This window comes from Pseudarthrobacter sp. GQ63 (genome assembly GCF_059758765.1).
In genome coordinates, this window is the sequence record NZ_JCAXEF010000004.1 from 176,522 (window position 1) to 197,154 (window position 20,633).

18 protein-coding genes are annotated in these 20,633 nt (G+C 65.7%); 6 read left to right on the forward strand and 12 right to left on the reverse strand.

Going from position 1 to position 20,633, the window contains the following annotated elements:
* Positions 1-14: 14 nt before the first annotated feature.
* From AC6CHP_RS09705 to AC6CHP_RS09745, 9 genes are all read right to left on the reverse strand, one after another.
* Positions 15-1,340, reverse strand: coding sequence for an ABC transporter permease (locus tag AC6CHP_RS09705; protein ID WP_498229468.1), 1,326 nt, complete (start codon positions 1,338-1,340; stop codon positions 15-17).
* Positions 1,337-2,710 (reverse strand): ABC transporter permease, encoded by a 1,374-nt coding sequence (locus AC6CHP_RS09710; protein ID WP_498229470.1) that lies wholly within the window; start codon positions 2,708-2,710, stop codon positions 1,337-1,339. The genes AC6CHP_RS09705 and AC6CHP_RS09710 overlap by 4 nt, the downstream gene beginning before the upstream one ends.
* Positions 2,703-4,289 carry an ABC transporter ATP-binding protein gene (locus tag AC6CHP_RS09715; RefSeq protein ID WP_498229472.1) on the reverse strand — a complete coding sequence of 529 codons (1,587 nt, stop codon included), beginning with the start codon at positions 4,287-4,289 and terminating at the stop codon, positions 2,703-2,705. The genes AC6CHP_RS09710 and AC6CHP_RS09715 overlap by 8 nt, the downstream gene beginning before the upstream one ends.
* Before the next feature lie 177 nt (positions 4,290-4,466).
* Entirely contained in the window at positions 4,467-5,576 is a 1,110-nt protein-coding gene (locus AC6CHP_RS09720; RefSeq protein WP_427115360.1) for a BMP family lipoprotein, read from the reverse strand.
* A 254-nt stretch (positions 5,577-5,830) separates the two neighbouring features.
* The gene (locus AC6CHP_RS09725) at positions 5,831-6,841 is read right to left on the reverse strand and encodes an NADP-dependent oxidoreductase (RefSeq protein WP_498229474.1); all 1,011 of its coding nucleotides are present in this window, start codon (positions 6,839-6,841) and stop codon (positions 5,831-5,833) included.
* Complete coding sequence (locus AC6CHP_RS09730; protein ID WP_188730396.1) at positions 6,838-7,266, reverse strand: organic hydroperoxide resistance protein; 429 nt, start codon at positions 7,264-7,266, stop codon at positions 6,838-6,840. Before AC6CHP_RS09730 ends, AC6CHP_RS09725 begins: the two co-directional genes overlap by 4 nt.
* A gap of 49 nt (positions 7,267-7,315) precedes the next feature.
* Entirely contained in the window at positions 7,316-7,750 is a 435-nt protein-coding gene (locus AC6CHP_RS09735) for a MarR family winged helix-turn-helix transcriptional regulator (RefSeq protein WP_188730398.1), read from the reverse strand.
* A gap of 100 nt (positions 7,751-7,850) precedes the next feature.
* A complete protein-coding gene (locus AC6CHP_RS09740; RefSeq protein ID WP_188730400.1) occupies positions 7,851-9,050 on the reverse strand; it encodes an amidohydrolase in 1,200 nt (399 codons plus the stop codon).
* 56 nt (positions 9,051-9,106) lie between these two features.
* A complete protein-coding gene (locus AC6CHP_RS09745; protein ID WP_104185410.1) occupies positions 9,107-10,240 on the reverse strand; it encodes a mannose-1-phosphate guanylyltransferase in 1,134 nt (377 codons plus the stop codon).
* 297 nt (positions 10,241-10,537) lie between these two features.
* Here AC6CHP_RS09745 and sdhC point away from each other — a divergent pair, with 297 nt between their 5' ends.
* The 5 genes from sdhC to AC6CHP_RS09770 all read left to right on the forward strand — a co-directional run bounded on the left by sdhC (position 10,538) and on the right by AC6CHP_RS09770 (position 15,001).
* Positions 10,538-10,918: a succinate dehydrogenase, cytochrome b556 subunit gene (gene sdhC / locus AC6CHP_RS09750; protein WP_074446982.1), complete on the forward strand. Its 381-nt coding sequence runs from the start codon at positions 10,538-10,540 to the stop codon at positions 10,916-10,918.
* 3 nt (positions 10,919-10,921) lie between these two features.
* The gene (locus AC6CHP_RS09755) at positions 10,922-11,383 is read left to right on the forward strand and encodes a succinate dehydrogenase hydrophobic membrane anchor subunit (RefSeq protein WP_498229478.1); all 462 of its coding nucleotides are present in this window, start codon (positions 10,922-10,924) and stop codon (positions 11,381-11,383) included.
* A 108-nt stretch (positions 11,384-11,491) separates the two neighbouring features.
* Complete coding sequence (gene sdhA / locus AC6CHP_RS09760) at positions 11,492-13,291, forward strand: succinate dehydrogenase flavoprotein subunit (protein WP_188730401.1); 1,800 nt, start codon at positions 11,492-11,494, stop codon at positions 13,289-13,291.
* A gap of 1 nt (position 13,292) precedes the next feature.
* Positions 13,293-14,075, forward strand: coding sequence for a succinate dehydrogenase iron-sulfur subunit (locus AC6CHP_RS09765; protein ID WP_066274343.1), 783 nt, complete (start codon positions 13,293-13,295; stop codon positions 14,073-14,075).
* Positions 14,076-14,230: 155 nt separating this feature from the next.
* The gene (locus AC6CHP_RS09770) at positions 14,231-15,001 is read left to right on the forward strand and encodes an alpha/beta hydrolase family protein (protein ID WP_188730403.1); all 771 of its coding nucleotides are present in this window, start codon (positions 14,231-14,233) and stop codon (positions 14,999-15,001) included.
* A 38-nt stretch (positions 15,002-15,039) separates the two neighbouring features.
* On the opposite strand, the gene AC6CHP_RS09775 is transcribed toward AC6CHP_RS09770, so the two are convergent.
* Positions 15,040-16,341, reverse strand: a complete 1,302-nt coding sequence (locus tag AC6CHP_RS09775; RefSeq protein ID WP_188730405.1) for an ABC transporter substrate-binding protein — start codon at positions 16,339-16,341, stop codon at positions 15,040-15,042.
* Positions 16,342-16,429: 88 nt separating this feature from the next.
* Here AC6CHP_RS09775 and AC6CHP_RS09780 point away from each other — a divergent pair, with 88 nt between their 5' ends.
* Positions 16,430-18,706, forward strand: coding sequence for a hypothetical protein (locus tag AC6CHP_RS09780; protein ID WP_498229481.1), 2,277 nt, complete (start codon positions 16,430-16,432; stop codon positions 18,704-18,706).
* Positions 18,707-18,788: 82 nt separating this feature from the next.
* On the opposite strand, the gene AC6CHP_RS09785 is transcribed toward AC6CHP_RS09780, so the two are convergent.
* Together AC6CHP_RS09785 and AC6CHP_RS09790 are read right to left on the reverse strand one after the other, a co-directional pair.
* Positions 18,789-19,874: a YihY/virulence factor BrkB family protein gene (locus AC6CHP_RS09785; RefSeq protein WP_188730407.1), complete on the reverse strand. Its 1,086-nt coding sequence runs from the start codon at positions 19,872-19,874 to the stop codon at positions 18,789-18,791.
* A 37-nt stretch (positions 19,875-19,911) separates the two neighbouring features.
* On the reverse strand, positions 19,912-20,631 hold the full coding sequence (locus AC6CHP_RS09790; protein ID WP_229675348.1) for a 2'-5' RNA ligase family protein: 720 nt from the start codon (positions 20,629-20,631) through the stop codon (positions 19,912-19,914).
* Between the last annotated feature and the right edge of the window lie 2 nt (positions 20,632-20,633).

A 20,633-nucleotide genomic window follows, 5' to 3' on the forward strand; every position in this document is an offset into this window, starting at 1 on the left:
GTCCGTCCACGCCGTCAGCCCTTGACATACGGAATGCCGCTGGCCGCGGGTCCCCTGGACTTGCCCACCAGCCCCGCCACCGCCAGGACCGTCACCAGGTACGGGAGCATGGCCATGAACTGGCTGGGAACCGGCGTGCCGATGATGGTGACGATGCTCTGCAGGTTGTCAGCGAATCCGAACAGCAGCGCGGCGAAGAAAGCTCCGATCGGGTTCCACCGGCCAAAGATCAGGGCCGCCAGGGCAATAAAGCCGCGGCCACCGGAAATCTCCTTGGTGAAGCTGTCGATGGCCACCAGGGTGAAGAAGGACCCGCCGATGCCGGCCACTGCCCCGCCCAGGGTGACGTTCCAGAAACGGGTGGCGTTGACGTTGATGCCCAGAGTGTCCGCGGCCTGCGGATGCTCGCCGACAGCCCGGACGCGGAGTCCCCACCGGGTCTTGAAGAGGCCCACCCAGACCACAAAGACGGCAATGTACATCAGGTAGCCCACCAGGGACTGGCGGAACAGGATGGGACCGATGACCGGGATGCTGGACAGAATGGGAATCTCGATGATGTCCAGCCCTGGCGGGGAGTTGAACTGTGCCTTGTTGGCCTGCATCACGGTGCTGAACAGGAAGCCTGTCACGCCCGAGACCAGCACGTTCAGGACCACGCCGACGATGATCTGGTTGACCAGGTACTTGATGCTGAACAGTGCCAGCACCATGGAAACCACGGCACCTGCCACGGCGGCGGCCAGCAGCCCCACGAAGGGGTTCTGCGTGATGCTGGCGACGATCGCGGCGGTGAACGCTCCGCCCAGCAACTGGCCCTCGATGGCGATGTTCACCACGCCCACCCGTTCGCAGAGGACGCCGGACAGTGATCCGAACACCAGCGGAACCGCCAGGGTGACCGACCCGGCGATGAGCCCGGCCAGGGAGATGCTGGGGGTCCGGGCGCCGCCCACCACCCAAATGAGGAACGCGGCCACGAACAGGACGATGAACGCCACGGTGAGCCAGCCAGGGACGGACTTGTCCCTGGTCTTGAGGTAGATGGCGTAGGCCGCCAGTCCCAGCAGGAGGATGGACAGCACCAGGCCGCCGGCGAAAGCGTTCACCTGGATGGCCGGCAACTGGAAGAAGTCGCTGCCCGTGGAGATCCCGAAGCTTGCGGTCTGGTTGGGTGCGAGCAGCCCGAAGAACACGAGGGCGATCAGCGCGAAGGCAGCCAGGAACACCGGCGTCTTCCAGCCCACCGGCTTGGCGGAGACAGTGGCGGCGGCAGCATCCTTGCCGGTGTTTCCGGGCTGCGGGTTGCCGGGCCTTGATGAGGATACTGTCGTGCTCATGCTGCACCTCCGGTGGTTGCTGCCTCGCGGGACTTGGCCGGGCGGGCGGGCTTCCGGCGGCGGGGGTTCAGGCCAAAGATGGCCCGGACCAGCGGCGGAGCCGCAATAAACAGGACAATCAGGGACTGGACCACCAGGACAATGTCGATGGGGGTTCCGGTCTGGATCTGCATCTGGACCGCTCCGGCGCGGAAGGCGCCGAACAGCAGGCCTGCCGCGAAAGTGCCCCACGGCGTCGAACGCCCCAGCAGGGCAACCGTGATGGCGTCAAAGCCGTACGTGGCGGCCACACCGTCGGTGAGGACTTTCTCCGTACCCGCCACCTGTGCCACGCCGGACATGCCGGCGAGGCCGCCGGCAAGGGCCATGACCAGGATGGTGGAGCGGGACACGTTGATGCCCGCAGTCTGCGCTGCCTTGGGGTTTGCCCCCAGGGCACGGAACTCGAAGCCCACCGTGGAGCGGTTGAGGAGCCACCACACCAGGACGGTGGCCGCTATGGCCAGGAGGAAGCCAAGGTGGAGCCGGTACTGGCTGCCGAAGATCTGCGGATAGACGGCGGTGGGGTCCAGGATGGGCGAGATGGGGTTCGACTCCCCCGGCCGCTGGAAGGCGGGAGTGTTCAGGAGGTACCGCAGGAAATACAGCGCGATGTAGTTGAACATGATGGTGAGGATGACCTCATGCGCGCCGGTGCGGGCCTTGAGGACGCCGACGAGTCCGCCCCAGAAGGCACCGCCGATGATGCCGGCCACCAGAACCAGGAGCAGGTGCAGGCCCATCGGCAGGTCGAGCGCGAATCCCACCCAGGCGGCCAGGATGCCGGCCACGATGATCTGGCCCTGCGCACCGATGTTGAACAGACCTGCTCGGAAGGCCAGGGCAACGCCCAGGCCGGCCGTGATGAGTGGCGTGGCGATGGTGAGGGTTTCCATGAAGGGCGCGAACTGGGCTGCCACCCCGTTGCCCCGTGGGTTGAAGACCGAGCCCTGGAACAGGGCAATGTAGGAGCGTGTTGCCGCGTTCCAGACGGCAGCCAGGAAATCGGTGGGCCGGGCGAAGAAGTAGGTGGCCGTGGTGGCAACCTGCCTGTCCGTGCTGGCAATGAGCAGCCCGCCGATGATGAGGGCCAGCAGGACCGCCAGGACCGAGACCATGCCGCTGCCGGTGAAGATTTTCCGGAGCAGGGTGTCGGGACCGCCCGGGAGCTGGCCGCTCTGGGCCGTTGCAGGGACGGCCGAGGGTTCCATGGCGCCGCCGGCGGTATCAACGGATACGATCGCGGCGGTCTCCTCCGCCGCGGGGGTGGGCTGCTCCGCCCGCCCGGCGGGCTCGCCTCCAGCGTGCTTGGGTGGGTGCTTTTCAGACATGGTCGCCTCCTTCGGCGTCGGAGGTGCTGATGGTGGCGGCGTCCGCGGCCTTTCCGGCCTGGGTGGTACGGACATGTTCCTCCGGCGGGATGCCGGCCATCATGAGGCCCAGGACGTCGCGGCTGGTGCCGGCCGGGACCACACCCACGAGTTTGCCCTTGTAGAGCACGGCGATACGGTCAGCCAGTTCCATGACTTCGTCCAGTTCGGTGGAGATGATCATCACCGGCGTGCCCTGGTCCCGTTCGGCCACAATCCGTTTGTGCAGGAATTCGATGGATCCCACGTCCACGCCGCGGGTGGGCTGGGAGGCAATGAAAAGGCGCAGCGGGCGGGACAGCTCGCGGGCCATCACAACTTTCTGCTGGTTGCCGCCGGACAGTGTTCCGGCGGCCAGTGCACCCGACGGGGTCCGGACGTCGAACTCGTCGATCCGGCTCTTGGCGTTCTCCAGCACCCTGGCCGGGCTCATGCTGATGCCCTTGGCGAAGGGCGCTTGGTCATACCGGTCCAGGATCAGGTTCTCGGCGATGGAGAAGGTGCCGATCAGGCCGTCAACGGAGCGGTCTTCGGGGACAAAGCCGACGCCGGCGTTCAGCACCTCTTTGACGGTGCGGCCCCGGAGCTCCTGCCCGTCCAGCAGGATGGAACCGTGGACGCGTTCCTGGAGGCCGAGGATCGCCTCCGTCAGTTCCGTCTGGCCATTGCCCTGCACGCCGGCTACCGCAAGGATTTCCCCGCGGGCAATGTCAAAGCTGAGTCCGTCCACGACGTGCTGGCCGTTGGGGGCGATGACGGTGAGGTCCCGGACCTCGAACGTCTTCTCCTTGGGCTGTGCCGGGGCCTTGTCCAGGGTGAGGCTGACGGCGCGGCCAACCATCATGGACGCCAGTTCGGTGGTGGAGGCAGCCGGGTCAGCCGTCCCCACCACCTTGCCGCGCCGGATCACGGTGATGGTGTCCGAGACTGCCTTGACTTCCCGCAGCTTGTGCGAAATGAAGACGATGGACGTCCCGCCGGACTTGAGCTGCCGCATGATGTCCAGCAGTTCGTCGGTTTCCTGGGGTGTCAGGACGGCCGTGGGTTCGTCCAGGATGAGGACCTGGGCGTTGCGGACCAGCGCCTTGATGATTTCCACCCGCTGCTGGACGCCCACGGGCAGGTCCTCCACCAGGGCGTCCGGGTCAACGTCGAAGCCGTATTGATCGGAAATTTCCTTGATCCGGCGGCGCGTCTCGTCCAGGTTGAGGAAGCCGGCGGCCTTGGTGGGCTCCGCGCCGAGCGCCACGTTCTCCGCGACGGTGAAGACCGGGACCAGCATGAAGTGCTGGTGGACCATGCCGATGCCCGCCTCCATGGCGTCACCGGGCCCTCGGAAGGAGACGGGCTTGCCGTCGACGAGGATCTCGCCCTCGGACGGTTCATAAAGGCCGTACAGCACATTCATGAGGGTGGATTTGCCGGCCCCGTTTTCACCCAGGAGACAGTGGATCTGTCCGGGCTCAACCACCACGTCGATGTGGTCGTTGGCAAGCAGGGTGCCAAATCGTTTAGTGATCCCTCTGAGTTCAAGTTTCAAAACTCTGACCAATCTCGAAGCGTCCAGTGATCGACCGGACGGGATATGTGGCTGCAGCACCAGCCTAGTGGGTGCAGTCCTGGGATACGCGGGCTGCGGTCCGGTGCGGGGCAGCCAGCAAAAAGCGCCACCGCCCGGCCAGTCGGTAACCGGCCGGGGGTGGCGCTCAGGCAGGGATCAGGCCTTCGGGCTTGCCTCGGATTCGACCGTCAGTTTTCCGTCGATGATGTCCTTCTTGATCTGCTCAAGCTCGGACTTCAGTTCTGCGGGGACCTGGGAGTCGAGGTCGTGGAACGGTGCCAGCTGGACGCCTTCGTTGGCCAGCGTGCCCACGTACGGGGTGTTGTCGAAGTTGCCTTCCTTGTCATCCTTCACCACGGCCTCCACGGCGTCGCCCATCGTCTTCATGACCGAGGACAGCATGATGTCCTTGTAGTCGGGAGCCGTCAGGTAGCCATCGGAGTCAACCCAGATCAGCTTGACGTCCTTGCCGGCAGCTTTGGCTTCCTTGAGTGCGGAGCCGGCGCCCTTGCCCACCGGACCTGCTACGGGCATCACGATGTCTGCGCCCTGGTCCAGGAAGTTCTGGGTGAGCTGCTTTCCGACGTCCTGCTTCTCGAAGTCGCCGGTGAAGCTGCCGTCCTGGGCTTCCTTGTTCCAGCCAAGGAGCTTGACGTCCTTGCCTTTCTGCTCGTTGTAGTACTTGACGCCGTCCGCGTAGCCGTCCATGAAGATCGTGACGGTGGGAAGCTTAATGCCGCCGAAGGTGGCAACCGTGCCAGTCTTGGTGGTGCCGGCTGCGAGGTACCCGGCAAGGAACGCGGCCTGGGCGGTGTCGTAGATGATCGGCTTGACGTTGGCGATAGGCGTCTCGTAACCGAAGTCGACAATCGCGAAGTGGCTGTCCGGGTTGGCCTCGGCCTGGGCCTTAGTGGCGTCTCCCAGCAGGAACCCCACCGTGACGGTGAGGTCGCAGCCGGCGCTGACCATGGCGCGCAGGTTCGGCTCGAAGTCGTTGTTGGTTTTGGATTCGACCTGGTTGACCTTGATCCCCAGGTCGGTCTCGGCCTTCTTCAGTCCTTCGTAGGAGGACTGGTTGAAGGACTGGTCATCGAACCCGCCGGAGTCGGAGACGATGCAGCCGGTGTAGTCGCTGGCTTCCGCCGTTGAGGTGCTTCCGGCTTCGGGCGCTGCGCCGCAGGCGGTCAACAGAAGCGCCGAAGCACCGAGGGTAGCCACGCCGGCCATTGAACCCCGCTTGAAACTTGCACGCAGTGAGTTCTTCAATTTTCCTCCAGGATGAAGAGAGAGGCGCTACGGCTCGAATTCAATGAGTGTCCGTTTCTGCACTGAAATTCTGTTTTCACTGAGGGCACGCAGCACTGCGCCGGAGCGCACTGATGGCACCAACTTTAGTGGCCTGCGCCACGTGCCCGTAGCACGGCGGCAGGGTATCCCGAAGATTGTTTACAAGTTGTTACCAACCAGTAGGGGCGCCGCGTGAAAGCGGCGCCCCTCCTGGTTGTTCGGGCCGGTCAGGCTTAGAGCCGGACCAGCATTTTTCCGGTGTTGGCACCGTCAAGGAGGTCCATGAAGGCCTGCGGTGCGTTGTCCAGGCCCTCCACGATGGTCTCGTCGTACCGGACAGTGCCGTCGGACAGCCAGCCCGCCATCTTCCCGGCGAACTCCGCGGCGTGCTGCCGCTGGCCGCCCACCAGGAACCCCTTAAGGGTGAGCTGCTTGCCGATGGCGAGCATCAGGTTGCGGGGCGCCGGGGTCGGCTCGGTGGAGTTGTACTGGGCAATCGCGCCGCACATGGCCACGCGTCCCCCCACGTTGAGGACGGCCAGGGCGGCTTCCAGGTGTTCCCCGCCCACGTTGTCGAAGTACACGTCGATTCCGCCGGGGCCCGCAGCCTTTTCCAGCTGCTCCCGAACCGGCCCGTCGTGATAGTCGAAAGCTGCGTCAAAGCCGAGCTCCAGCAGCCGGGCCACCTTGGCGGGCGAGCCAGCCGAGCCGATGACGCGTGAAGCGCCCATTGCCTTGGCAATCTGGCCCACCAGCGAGCCCACGGCTCCGGCCGCCCCGGAGACGAATACCGCATCTCCCGGCGCGAACTCCGCAACTTTCAGCAGCCCTGCATACGCCGTGAGGCCGGTCATCCCCAGGGCCCCGAGGAACGCGGGCGCCGGTGCCAGCCCGGTGTCGGCCTTGGTGGCCGCCTTCCCCTCAACCACCGCGTACTCCCGCCAGCCGAGGGAATGCACGACGACGTCCCCCTCCTTGTACTGTCCGGAACGGGACGCCAGCACCTCGCCCACCGCGCCGCCGTCGAGCGCTTCGTCCAGGGCGAAGGGGGCGGAATAGGACTTCACGTCATTCATGCGGCCGCGCATGTAGGGATCGACGGAGATGAACAGGTTCCGGACCAGGATCTGGCCGTCGCCAAGTTCCGGCAGCGAGGACTCGGCCAGCCGGAAATTCTCCGGAACGGGCCGGCCCACGGGCCGGGAGGCCAGCTGGATTTCGCGGGTTACGGAGGGGAGGCTCATGCGGCGAACTCCAGGATCTTGATGTCTACGGAAATGTTGCCTCGGGTGGCGTTGGAGTACGGGCAGATCTGGTGGGCTTTGGCGACCAGCGCCTCTGCAGTGGCCAGGTCCAGGGCGGGCAGCGCAATCTGCAGCTCCGCGGCAAGCCCGAAGCCGGCGCCGTCCAGCTGGCCCAGGTGAACCTTCGCGGCCACGGCGGAGTCGGTCAGGTCGGCCCGTTCCTTGCGGCCTACCAGCCGGAGGGCCGAGTGGAAGCAGGCCGCATATCCGGCGGCGAAGAGCTGCTCGGGGTTGGTCCCCTGGCCGTTTCCGCCAAGTTCGACGGGACTGGACAGTGCGACGTCCAGCTTGCCGTCATTGGTCCGCGCGGTGCCGTCGCGTCCTTCGCCCGAGGCGAGGGCCTCGGCAGTGTAAAGAGTTTTCACGGGTTGTATCCGTCCTGTTGGTGGGATGAAAAGTTCCGGACCGGTGCCGTCAGTGCGCGTCGTGCAGCGCGGCGGTCAGGCGCCCAAGCGTGTGGCGCAGCTGGTCAAGCTCCTCCGCGGTGAGCCCCGCCGCCTGCGCGAGCCGCTGCGGGATGGAACCGGCCTTGCTGCTCAGCTCCCGCCCCGCCGGGGTGAGGTGGATGGCGACGCGGCGCTCGTCCTCGCCCGAACGGCGGCGCTCACACAGCCCCAGGGCCTCCAGCCGCTTCAGCAGCGGCGACAGGGTGCCGGAGTCCAGGCCGAGCTCTTCGCCGATCTCCTTCACGCCGCGGGGTTCGTTTTCCCACAGCACCAGCATCACGAGGTATTGGGGATAGGTCAGGCCCAGCTCCTCGAGGACCGGGCGGTACACCGCGGTGGCGGCCCGGGAGGCGGAGTAGAGCGCGAAGCAGACCTGGTGGTCCAGCCTGGGTGCATCGGTCATGAAGAAAACGATAGTACACAAGTAAGTTGTGCACAACTTAGATGGGGATGCGAACAGTTTGGTGTGAGGTGAAAGCCCGACGACGGCGGGCGGCGTGCGACTACCGGTGGCGGATGGTGCGCAGCGCCGCCGCGGTCAGGACCCGGATCCCCAGGCCGAGGGCCTGCTCGTCCACGATGTAGTCACCGCGGTGCAGGTCATATTCCTCGCCGCCGGGAGTCTTGGTGCCCAGCCGCATCATGGCACCGGGAAGTTCGGCGAGGAACCAGGCGAAGTCCTCCCCGCCCATGGACTGCGGCGTCAGGACCACGGCATCTTCGCTGATTTCGGCGCGGGCGGCCGCCTCGATGATGGCGGTTTCATGTTCGGAGTTGACCACCGGGGGCACTCCCCTGGTGTGTTCGAGCCGGACATCCACTCCGTAGGGTGCCGCCACCTGGTGGACCACCTCGTCCAGGAGCTCGCCGGCCTCGTGCCAGGCATCGCGGTCCAGGCAGCGCATGGTTCCCGCCATGTAGCCGGTGCCGGGAATTGCGTTGGGTGCGGATCCTGCGGAGATTTGCCCCCAGACCACGGAGACTCCGCTGCGGACATCCACCCGGCGCGAGAGGACGGCGGGCACATTGACCGCGATCTGCGCCAGTGCGAACACCAGCTCTTCGGTCAGGTGCGGGCGGGAGGTGTGCCCGCCGCGCCCGGACAGCTCGATCCGGATGGTGTCGGACGCTGAGGTAATGGCGCCGATGCGGGTGCCGATCTTGCCCACCTCGATCCGCGGATCGCAGTGCAGTGCCAGGATCCGCGGAACGCCCTCCAGCACCCCCTGCTCGATGCAGGCGTGGGCGCCGCCGGGCATGGTTTCCTCGGCGGGCTGGAAGATGATACGGACCGTGGCGCCCAGCGGCTCTTCCTGGTGCATCCGGTGCAGCACCAGGGCGATGCCCAGCATGGTGGTGGTATGGACATCATGGCCGCAGGCGTGGGTGACACCATGATTCTTCGAAGCGAAGGGCAGCCCTGTTTCCTCGATGATGGGCAGGGCGTCGATGTCACCGCGGAGAGCCGTGGCGATAGGTCCCTCCCCCACGTCCACCGTGAGGCCGGTTCCCTCGAGGCGGCGGGGCGCGAGTCCGGCAGCCTCGAGCCGCTCCGCCAGCTTGTCCGTGGTGCGGAACTCCTTGAAGGACAGTTCCGGATGCGCGTGCAGGTCCCGCCGGAAGTCGATCAGTTCCGGCAGGAGGGGCTCGAGCCAGGGAGCCACCAGGTCGGTGGGCTCGGCTTCAGTAGTGTAATTGCGCACTGTTTCACTCTAGCGAGGGTCAGCTGATTACCGGCCATCACGGTCGCAGGATTACATCAAAGGACGTCGGTGTCTCCGCTGGCCTTGAGGGCGTCCACGGCGGCCTTCACCCGCTGGGAGTTTGCCATGGTGGTCACCAGGAGCGCGTCCGGCGTGTCGACGATGACGACGTCCTGGATTCCGATCAGGGCAATGACGCGCTTGGTGTCGGTAACCACCACACCGCTGGAATTTTCCGTGAAGACGCGTGCGCCTTCGCCCAGCACCGTGACGTCATCCACTTCCTTGGCACTGTTGAGCCGGCCCACGGAGGCGAAGTCCCCGACGTCGTCCCAGCGGAAGGAACCGGGCACGACGGCGACGTCCCCGGCTTCGGCGGCAGGCTCGGCCACTGCGTAGTCGATGGCGATCTTGGGCAGGGTGGGCCACACCCTCGCGGTGACCTCCTCGCGGGCGGGGGTGTCCCAGGCCTGGGCGATCTCCTGCAGGCCCCGGAACAGTTCGGGCTGGTTGGCTTCCAGGTGCTTGAGCAGCAGCGCCACCGGCGCCACGAACATCCCGGCGTTCCAGACGTAGTTGCCGCTGTCCACGTACTGCTGGGCCACTTCCTCGTCCGGCTTTTCCACGAACTCCACCACGTCAAGGGCGCTGGGTGCGCCATCAATGTGCAGTTCCTGGCCGGACCGGATGTACCCGAACCCGGTGGACGGGTGGGTGGGCTTGATGCCGATGGTCACGATCTTGCCGGCCGCGGCCGTGTGGATGGCCTCCCGGACGGCCTGCTGGAAGAGGTTGTCCGGACTGATCACCTGGTCGGCCGCGAAGGAACCCATGATGGTGTCCGGGTCGCGTTCGTGCAGGATTGCAGCGGCAAGGCCGATCGCGGCGGCGGAGTCCTTAGGCTCGGATTCGAGGACGAGGTCCGAATCCTGGACTTCGGGAAGCTGCCGGCACACGGCGTCCCGGTGGGCCTTTCCGGTTACCACCAGCACCTTGCTCCCGGCCAGCGGCTGCAGCCGGTCATAGGTGGCGCGCAGGAGTGTACTGCCCGATCCGGTGAGGTCGTGAAGGAATTTGGGAGCTGCGGCGCGTGACAGAGGCCAGAGGCGGGTCCCCACACCGCCGGCCGGGATCACCGCAATGAAGCGGTCAAGGGGTGATGCCGGGCTTGTCACTTTGTCTGTACTCATCACCGCCTACTTTAGCGGAACCCCGGCGCGGCGCCTTCGGAGGCAGTTTCCGCCCCTGGGTGCGCACGAACGCCGGCGGGACAGTAGTCCTGCACAGCGCACCTGCTGGCGGGCAGTGTGTCCTTTGTCTCATAAATTAGGAAGATCCGCGCCACTGCTGGTCACCAAGGAGCTCCTAAATTGAATAAGCTGTGAGCGGAGCCTAAATTTAGGCCTGAGCTACGAGTGCTCTCGCAGCAGGCGTTCCCCCCGCGTGGATCTCATGCCAGCGCCGCTGTGTTGCAGGGAGGTTTATCAGTGCCGACAAAACCAGCTGGCACCTTGTACCGCGGCCGTGAAGGCATGTGGTCCTGGGTAGGACACCGCATTACCGGTGTAGTGATCTTTTTCTTCTTGTTGGTCCACGTTTTGGACACCTCCTTGGTACGGGTGTCACCCGAGGCCTACACCGCCGTGATCGGTGCGTACAAGAACCCCCTTATGGCCCTGGGCGAGACCGGCCTTGTTGCCGCCATTGTTTTCCACGCGTTCAACGGCCTGCGCATCATCGCCGTTGACTTCTGGAAGAAGGGCGCCAAGTACCAGCGGCAGATGCTCTGGGCAGTCCTGGGCCTGTGGCTGGTCACCATGGTCGCCTTCTCCATCCGCCACCTGTCCCTCGCCCTGGGAGGTCACTAGTCCATGAGTGCAACCATCGAAAATCCACGCAGTGGGCGGATCGCACCCGAGTACCGCCGCCACGGCGGCAGCAAGGGCAACTTCGAGGTGATCGCATGGCTCTTCATGCGCCTCTCCGGTGTGGTCCTGGTGGTGCTCATCTTCGGGCACCTCTTCGTGAACCTCCTGGTAGGTGAAGGCATCAAGGCCATCGACTTCGGCTTTGTGGCCGGCAAGTGGGCCGATCCGTTCTGGCAGTTCTGGGACCTTGCAATGCTGTGGCTGGCCATGCTGCACGGAACCAACGGTGTGCGCACCATCATCAACGACTACGCCGAAAAGGACTCAACCCGCCGCTGGCTGAAGACGGTCCTCTACTCGGCCACCGCCGTCATCATCGTCCTGGGCACCCTGGTGATCTTCACCTTCGATCCCTGCCCCGTCGTTGACGGTGTGCCCCTGCCTGGCGGTTTCTGCCCTGCCTAGCACCGGCACCACCTCGGGCCCGCGGGCATCTCCGCGGGCCTTGTTTTGCGGAGCAGGCAACGCCGGCCCGTTGTTTTATAGCGAATTTTGAGAGAAAGAGCGTCTGGTATGCAGGTCCATAAGTACGACGTCGTCATCGTCGGTGCCGGTGGCGCTGGCATGCGCGCCGCGATCGAATCCGGTCAGCGCGCGCGCACAGCAGTACTGACCAAGCTCTACCCCACCCGCTCGCACACAGGTGCCGCGCAGGGTGGCATGTGTGCAGCACTCGCCAACGTCGAGGAAGACAACTGGGAGTGGCACACGTTCGACACCGTCAAGGGCGGCGACTACCTGGTTGACCAGGACGCCGCGGAGGTCATGGCAAAGGAAGCCATCGACGCCGTGCTGGACCTCGAGAAGATGGGCCTGCCGTTCAACCGCACGCCCGAGGGCCGGATTGACCAGCGCCGCTTCGGCGGACACACCCGCGACCACGGCAAGGCCCCCGTGCGCCGTGCCTGCTACGCCGCGGACCGCACCGGCCACATGATCCTGCAGACCCTGTACCAGAACTGCGTCAAGCACAACGTCGAGTTCTACAACGAGTACTACGTCCTGGACCTGCTGACGGTTGAAGAGGATGCTGTCCGCGAGGACGGCACGCCCTACAAGCAGAAGCGTGTTGCCGGCGTCGTGTCCTACGACCTCGCCTCCGGGGAACTGCACGTCTTCCAGGCCAAGTCCGTGGTGTTCGCCTCCGGCGGCGCGGGCAAGGTCTTCAAGACCACCTCCAACGCCCACACCCTCACCGGTGACGGCATGGGCATCGCCTTCCGCCGCGGTATCCCCCTGGAGGACATGGAATTCTTCCAGTTCCATCCGACAGGCCTCGCGGGCCTCGGCATCCTGCTGTCCGAGGCCGCCCGTGGCGAGGGTGCCATCCTCCGCAACTCGGAGGGTGAGCGCTTCATGGAGCGCTACGCCCCCACCATCAAGGACCTGGCGCCCCGCGACATCGTTGCCCGCTCCATGGCCAACGAGGTCCGTGAAGGCCGCGGCTGCGGCCCCAACAAGGACTATGTCCTCCTGGACCTGACGCACCTGGAGCCGGCGCACATCGATGCCAAGCTGCCGGACATCACCGAGTTCGCCCGCACCTACCTCGGCGTCGAGCCGTACACGGAGCCGGTTCCCGTGTTCCCGACTGCCCACTACGCCATGGGCGGCATCCCCACCAACATCACCACCGAGGTCCTGCAGGACAACGACACCGTGGTCCCCGGACTGTACGCAGCCGGCGAAGTGGCCTGCGTATCGGTGCACGGCTCCAACCGCCTGGGCACCAACTCGCTGCTGGACATCAACGTGTTCGGCAAGCGCGCGGGCATCGCGGCGGCCGAGTACGCCAAGACGGCCGACTTCGTGGAACTGCCGGAGAACCCGCTGGCCTACACCACCGAACTGCTGGACATTGCCCGCAACGGCACCGGCGACGAAAAGGTGGCCGTGATCCGCAAGGAACTCCAGGACACCATGGACGCCAACATGCAGGTGTTCCGCACGGCGGAAACCCTGCACCAGGTCCTGCGCGACATCGCCTCCTTCGAGGAGCGGTACAAGCGGATCAACGTCCAGGACAAGGGCAAGCGCTTCAACCTTGACCTGCTCGAAGCCGTTGAGCTCGGCTTCCTGCTGGAACTGGCCAAGGTGATGACCGTTGCAGCCCTCTACCGCGAGGAATCCCGTGGCGGACATTTCCGCGAGGACTTCCCGGACCGCAACGACGAAAAATTCATGAAGCACTCCATGGCGTACAAGGATGACCACGCGCCGGCAGACGGATCGGCAGAGTCAATCGCCGGCATCCGCCTGGCCACCAAACCGGTCGTCTTTACCCGCTACGAGCCGATGGTGAGGAAGTACTAAGATGTCAGCTGAACTTGCTGAGCCAGCCTCAAAGATCGAACTGCCTGCCGGCGTCGGTGGTGGCGGCGAGATCCCCACGTTCGATGTGCACCTGCGCGTCCGCCGGTACAACCCGGAGGTTTCCGAGGAAGCCACCTGGGACGACTTCCACCTGACCATGTACGGCACGGACCGCGTCCTGGATGCCCTGCACAAGGTCAAGTGGGAAACGGACGGCACCCTCTCCTTCCGCCGGTCCTGTGCGCACGGCGTCTGTGGCTCCGATGCCATGCGCATCAACGGCCGCAACCGCCTCGCCTGCAAGACCCTTCTGAAGGACCTGGACACGTCCAAGCCCATCACGGTCGAGCCGATCAAGGGCCTTCCGGTGGAGAAGGACCTGATCGTGGACATGGAACCGTTCTTCCAGTCGTTCCGCGAGGTCATGCCCTTCCTGGTCAACAAGGGCCACGAGCCCACCCGGGAGCGCCTGCAGTCCGCCGAGGACCGTGAGCGTTTCGATGACACCACCAAGTGCATCCTCTGCGCCGCGTGCACGTCGTCCTGCCCGGTGTTCTGGACCGACGGCCAGTACTTCGGTCCTGCCGCGATCGTCAACGCCCACCGCTTTATCTTCGATTCACGTGATGACGCCGGCGACATGCGCCTGGAGATCCTCAACGACAAGGAAGGCGTGTGGCGCTGCCGCACCACCTTCAACTGCTCCGAAGCATGCCCGCGCGGCATCCAGGTGACCCAGGCCATCGCCGAGGTCAAGCAGGCGATTCTCTCCCGCAAGATCTGACCACACGGATCCAGCGGACGACGGCGCCCCTCCCCACTGCGGGGATGCGGCGCCGTCGTTGTTTCTCCCCACCCGCCCCCTGACCTCGCAAGCTCGGCCAGGGAACCCGGCGGGCGTGGGCCCACAGCCAGTTGTACCAAACGAAAGGGGACGCCGTGTCCCGCTCCGAAAAAGTCACCTTCGAAGGCTCCACCGGCGAAACGCTGTCCGGCATCATCGATGTCCCTGAAGGGCCGGTCAAGGGCTGGGGCGTTTTTTCGCACGGTTTCACGCTCGGCAAGGACAGCCCGTCCGCCTCGCGGATGTGCAAGGCGCTGGCGGACAGTGGCGTGGGCATGCTGAGGTTCGACAACCTGGGCCTGGGCGGATCCGCCGGTGAGTGGTCCGCAGGATCTTTCAGCCACAAGGTGGCGGACACCGTCAAGGCTGCTGAGTTCATGCGCGCCGAGGGGAAGCAGATTTCCCTGCTCGTGGGCCATTCTTTCGGCGGCGCGGCCGTCCTGGCTGCGGCCCGGGAGATCCCGGAGCTCGACGCCGTAGCTACCGTTGGCGCCCCCTTCTCGCCGAAGCACGTGGCACACGTCTTTGACGCAGCCCTGGACAAGATCCTGAGTGAGGGCAGCGCCGAAGTGGACCTTGGCGGGAAACGGGTGGAGATCCGCAAGCACTTCGTGGAAGACCTGGAGAACGCGGACCTGACGGATTGCATCAAGCAGCTGCAGAAGCCGCTGATGGTGCTCCACTCCCCCACGGACAACACCGTGGGGATCGAGAATGCCAGCACCATCTTCCAGACAGCCCGCCACCCCAGGAACTTCGTTTCCCTCGAGGGAAGCGACCATCTCCTCACCGGAAAGGGCCAGGCGGCGCGGGCTGCCCGGATCATCGCCGCCTGGGCGGACCAGTACCTCGACGCCGGGCAGTAACCGGTTGCTGGGTGCCGCCTCCTGCCCGGCTCCGGCGCCTACTTGCCGATTGCGGCATTGCTTTCGCTGATCCACTGCTCGGCAGCCTTCTCGGGCGAGAGCCGCTTGAAGAGGACGTCGGTGTTCATGCGGGCGGTGATCTCGGAGACTGCCGTTGATCCGGTGGGTCCGATGTAGGTAGGGGCGAAGTCCATCTTGCCGATCTGGTCGATGTACTCCGCCTCCACCTTCCCCTGCGGCGTCAACAGGTCCTGGATGGCGGTGCGCATGCCGGAATTGCTGGGGACGCCACGGTCGCTCTGGATGATCTTGGCGGCGGACTCGTCGTTGACCAGGAAGTCCACAAGCTTTGCCGCAGCTTCGGTGTGCTTGCTGCGGGCCGAGATGGTGTAGAACTGCGATGACTGGAGCCAGATGCCCGCGGTGGGTGTTTCGCCGGGGAGTTTGAGCAGCTTCAGGTCGGCGCCGGAGGCCTTGCTGAGCGCGGAGAGCGAGTTGCTCCAGGTGAGCATCATGCCGGCCTGGCCCATGCCCATGAGGGTCTGTTCGGTGCTGACGTTCAACTTCTCCACCGTTTCGGACGCATTTGGCGCTGCCCCGGACTCGCTCAGTTTCAACGAGTAGTCGAAGTAGTCCTGCACGGTGTCCTTGCCCAGGCCCAGCTGGCCGTCCTGCGTGTAGAGCGATTCACCCCGCTGCCGGGCAAAGGCATCCAGCGAATCGTGGGTGAGGACGGTGGCCGTTCCGTAGGTCCCCTTGGGACTCTTGGCCGTCACGTCCGCGGCGGTCTTCGCGAAGTCGTCCCAGCCCCACGTGCTGTCATCCGGAAGCGGGACCCCGGCTGCGGCGAAAACAGTGGGATTGATAACGATGGCGAGGGCGTTGGCACCAGTGGAAACCCCGTATTGCGTGCCCTGGACCTGGCCGTTTTCCAGGGCTCCCGGGTCCATTGTGGACAGGTCCAGCGACCCGCCGACCTTGGACAGATCAAGCAGTGCGCCGCGGTTGGCATACTCGGCGGGATAGGCCCCGCCCATGGTGATGACGTCGGGAGCGTCGTTGGCGGCCACCTGCGTGGCCAGTTTGTCAAAGTAGCCGCTGATATCGCCGTATTCGGGTTTGACCTTAATGTCCGGGTTGGCGGCCTCGAATTCCGCGATGGCCTTGGTGGTCAGCTGCGCACGCCCCTCATTGCCCCACCAGGAGAAACGTATTTCAACGGGCCCGTCCTGCGCTTCGTCGGACGGCGCACTGGAACAGGCTGCGGTGAGGCTCACCAGGCTTATCGCAGCGATGGCTGCAACTGATGTACGCAATGACCGGAAAAGGCTACGCTCCATTGGGTATGCTTCCTTCTGGCATCAGAAAACGGTTTCGTGAAACGTATCAAGATGCTGCCGAAGCGTCAACGCCAGGAAGGCGGACACAGTGAGCAACACCAACAGCACCTCCAGGCCTGCGGCACCGTCCCCGGGGATACACCTAAGCGGCCCCATTGACAGGAACGCACTCGTCCGGCGCCACAACGTCCGCCAGCAGTCCCTGGACCCGCGGAGCCCTGTGTCCGTAGGCAATGGTGAATTCGCCTTCACGATGGACCTCACCGGCCTCCAGTCACTCCCTGGCTCCTATCCTGTGGGGGCAAGGGACGAACTGCCGCCGGGAACACTCCTTGGCACGCAGGCCCAGTGGGCATGGCACGCCACACCGCCCGCCCAGGCCTATGAACTGTCAGGCTCCACGGTCCTCTATGACTCACCGCATGGACCTGTGCCCTACGTGGACATGGTGGGCGGCATCGTCAACGACCGCGAAACCGGGACGTCCCTCGCCGAAACGTGGCTGCGGGCCAACCCGCACCGCCTGGATCTGGGACGCATCGGCTTCAGGCTGGTGGATGCAGGACGAGACCATGCCCTTTCCGAAGGGGACGTCACCGACGCCGAGCAGATGCTCGACCTGTGGACGGGGACAGTCACGAGCCGCTTCACGCTGGCCGGCCACCCGGTGACGGTCATAACGGCGTGCCACCCCGAACGCGACGAGCTCGGCATCCGCGTGGAGTCCGCGGGCCTCCAGGGCCGCCTGGCCATCACCATCGACTTCCCCTACGGCTCGGAGGCATGGCACGACGCCGCGGACTGGACCAGCCCGGACTCCCATACCACCACGCTCGGGGAACCGGCCGCCTCTGGACTGCATGCCGGATCCACCGCCTGGACCGCCCACCGTGAGCTGGATGGATCCCGCTACCAGGTTGTGATCAGTGCACGCGACCTCGCCGTGCTGCAGAGCGGGCAGCACCGTCTCCGGATATGCCCCAACCCGGGCGGCAGCGAGGGCCAGGGCGTGATGGACCTGGCTATTGCTTTCGTCTCCGCCGGGGACGGGGACTGCGTCCCCCGCGGTGAAACCGGTGCTACCTTGGCCGCAGCCAAGCCGGGCGCGGGCACGCCAGCCGGGCCCGCCGTCGTGCTTTCCGGCACGCCAGGCCCTGCAGCGGGCAGCAGCGTGGCAGCGGCCTCGGAGGCGTACTGGCCCGGCTTCTGGCAGTCCGGCGGCGCCATCGAGCTTGCCGCGACGGACGACCCCCGGGCCAAGGAGCTGGAACGCAGGATCGTCCTCTCGCAGTACCTGACGGCCATCAACTGCTCCGGGTCCCTGCCTCCGCAGGAAACCGGGCTGGTGTGCAACTCCTGGCGGGGGCGCTTCCACCTGGAAATGCACTGGTGGCACGCCGCCCACTTCGCCCACTGGAACCGTGTGGAACACCTGCTCCCGTCGCTGCGCTGGTACTCCACCGTGATGGAGGCATCGCGGCAGACCGCCAGGGCGCAGGGTTTCGACGGCGTCCGCTGGCCCAAGCAGGTAGGTCCGGACGGGAGGGAGAGCCCCAGCCCTATCGGCACCTTCCTGGTCTGGCAGCAGCCGCATCCCATCCACCTGGCGGAACTTGCCTACCGCGCCAACCCCAGCCGGGAGGTGCTCGAGGAGTTTGCGGAGATCGTGTTCGAATCAGCCGCGTTCATGGCAAGCTTCGCGCACCCGACGCCGCGGGGATTTGAGCTGGGCCCGCCCCTGATTCCCGCGCAGGAGAGCTACGGCTCCATCCGGGCGTCTGTCACCAATCCCACCTTCGAACTGGCCTACTGGCAGTGGGCCCTGCGGGTTGCAGCGGCCTGGCGGGACCGGTTGGGGCTTGAGCCCGTTCCGGCGTGGCAGGAAGTAGCCAGCCACCTGGTGAAGCCACGGGTACGGGACGGCGTCTACGCGGCCATTGACGTGGACCCCTTCACCATCCGGACGGACCACCCCTCGATGCTGTGCGCACTGGGCGTCCTGCCCGCAACCGACCTGATCGACAAGGACACCATGCGGGCAACGCTCGCCAGCGTCCTTGCCGACTGGGATTGGGACAGCACCTGGGGCTGGGACTATCCGGTGATGGCCATGACCGCCGCGCGCCTTGAGGACCCGGAAGCCGCCGTCAACGCCCTCCTGCTGGACGCCGGGAAGAATACAGTGCTGCCCAACGGGCACAACCGCCAGACTGATTCGCTGCCGCTGTACCTCCCCGGCAACGGCGGACTGCTTGCCGCTGCCGCGCTGATGGCAGCGGGCTGGGACGGCGGACCGGACCGGCATGCACCCGGATTTCCCGCCGGCTGGACCGTGGCCTGGGAAGGACTGGTGGCTGCACCGTAGCAACGTCCAGGCGGTCAGGCAGCAATTCCGGGCGCGGGGCTTGAGGCGGCGCAGGGCTTGAGGCGGCGGGCGGCGGCAGGGGTCAGCGCTGCCGCGTGCGCCCGTTGCCCCTGCGCCGGGCAGCTGCGGCACGGGCCGGGCTCCGCATGCCGGCCTCAGCTTGTGCCGGCACTTTGCCCGGCTGTACCGGCACTTTTCCCGGCTGGACCTGCCGGGCGCCCCAGGTTCCCTTCTCGTGGCCGGAGGATGAGATGCCGTGGTCAGCCTCGCGGACCGCGGACCAGCCTGCGGAAACGAGGTACACCTGACTCACCAGGTTGAACCAGATCAACAGTCCGATGATGATGGCGAATGGTGCCAGGAGGGGGTTGCGGCCGGCACCGGCGAGAAGCTCGGTGCTGAAGATCTGAAGGACCGTGGTGCCCAACGCCGCCAGGATGGTGCCTTCCAGCAGTGCGCGGCGCGAGAGCTTCAAGTTCGCTGCGAGCCGGAACATGACGAGCGCGGTCACCCAGTTCAAAACGAGGGGCACGCCAATTTTGATGGAGGTGCTCAGCGGGACAGCCAGTGCGTCGTCGAGCCGCAGGAAGTCCGCGACCCATCCCGCGGCCGTGCCAAAGACGAGGGACGCGCCGGCACTGATGACCAGGGCCACGCCCAGCAGCAGCAGGGTTCCGGCGTCGCGCAGTTTCAGGAGGATGGGATTGACCAGTGACGGGGGCAGTTCCATCACGCCGCGGAGGCCGTCCCGCAGGCTCGCAATCCACCGCAGCGACGTATAGACGGTAACGGCTGCCGCGATGGCCGCCGTCCAGCCCAGTCCGTCCGGATTCAGAAGGTCCTGGGGGTCAACCAATCCTTCACTGCCGTTGACCTTCAGGAGGCCCGGCGCGCTCTGGGCCACGCTGCCGATAATGGTCTCCAGCAGTACGGGCTGCCCCCTCAGGACCAGCCCGGCAATGGAAAAGCCGGTGGCGAGGAGGCCGGTGATCGAGAAGAACATATTGAACCCGATGCCTGCACTCATCAGCGGGCCGTGCTGGAGGCTGTAGTGCCGGAAGGCACGCATGGGGCGGAAAGCGTTCAGGCGTGCAAGCAGCCACTGGGACATGGCCATTAGGCCGGCTACGGGTCCACCGCCGGCCCTGCGGGCCCTGTTCCATTCCATCCGTTTTTGGATGGCGGCCAGCTTCAGGTGGGCCTGGTCAGTGGGAAGCGGTTGCTGTCCCGCCTGTTTCGGCTGTGCCCGGGGCGGAATCCGCGGGTCTGGTGCCGTCGTTGTCAGTTTGGGTCCCAAAGTCCAGCTCTTCCCGTAGCTGCCAGATGCCGTTGGCATCGTGCTCGTAAAGTCCCATGCTAACCACGGGGAAGGTGGCCCTGTAGTTCCTCAGCACCGTTTCGGCTTCATCGAGGTTTTCCGGCGCCACATCGTGCGCGATGGTGACGTGCGGGTGGTACGCAAACGGCAGCTCACGGTGGAGGGGGCCCTGCTGGAGCTTTTCGTGGAGGTCGACGCAGTCCTCGAACCCGTCCTCCACATTGATGAAGACCACCGGGGAAACAGGGCGGAACGTCCCCGTGCCTGCGATGGTGACGTCGAAAGGGCTTTGCTGGCGGGCCACCTCGCGGACATGCTCCAGCGTGCCCTCCCAGTCCCGCGTGGTGGTGGTGGTGACCAACGTGATGTGGGCCGGCACGACGTCCGCCAGGGGATCGCCGAAGGATGCCCGCCAGCGCTGCAGCTCTTCGGCAATGTCGGCCGGGAAACCCAGGATGACGCCAACGCTGATGTCTTCCGGCCGGGACACGGGGCTGGCAGCCGCAGCACGGTGATCCGCAGGGTCTGCGTGCGAACCGCCGGGGGTTCCCGCCACCCGGCGGGTGGCACGGGCAGCTTCCCTTGCCGCGACTTTGCTGGACGACATGG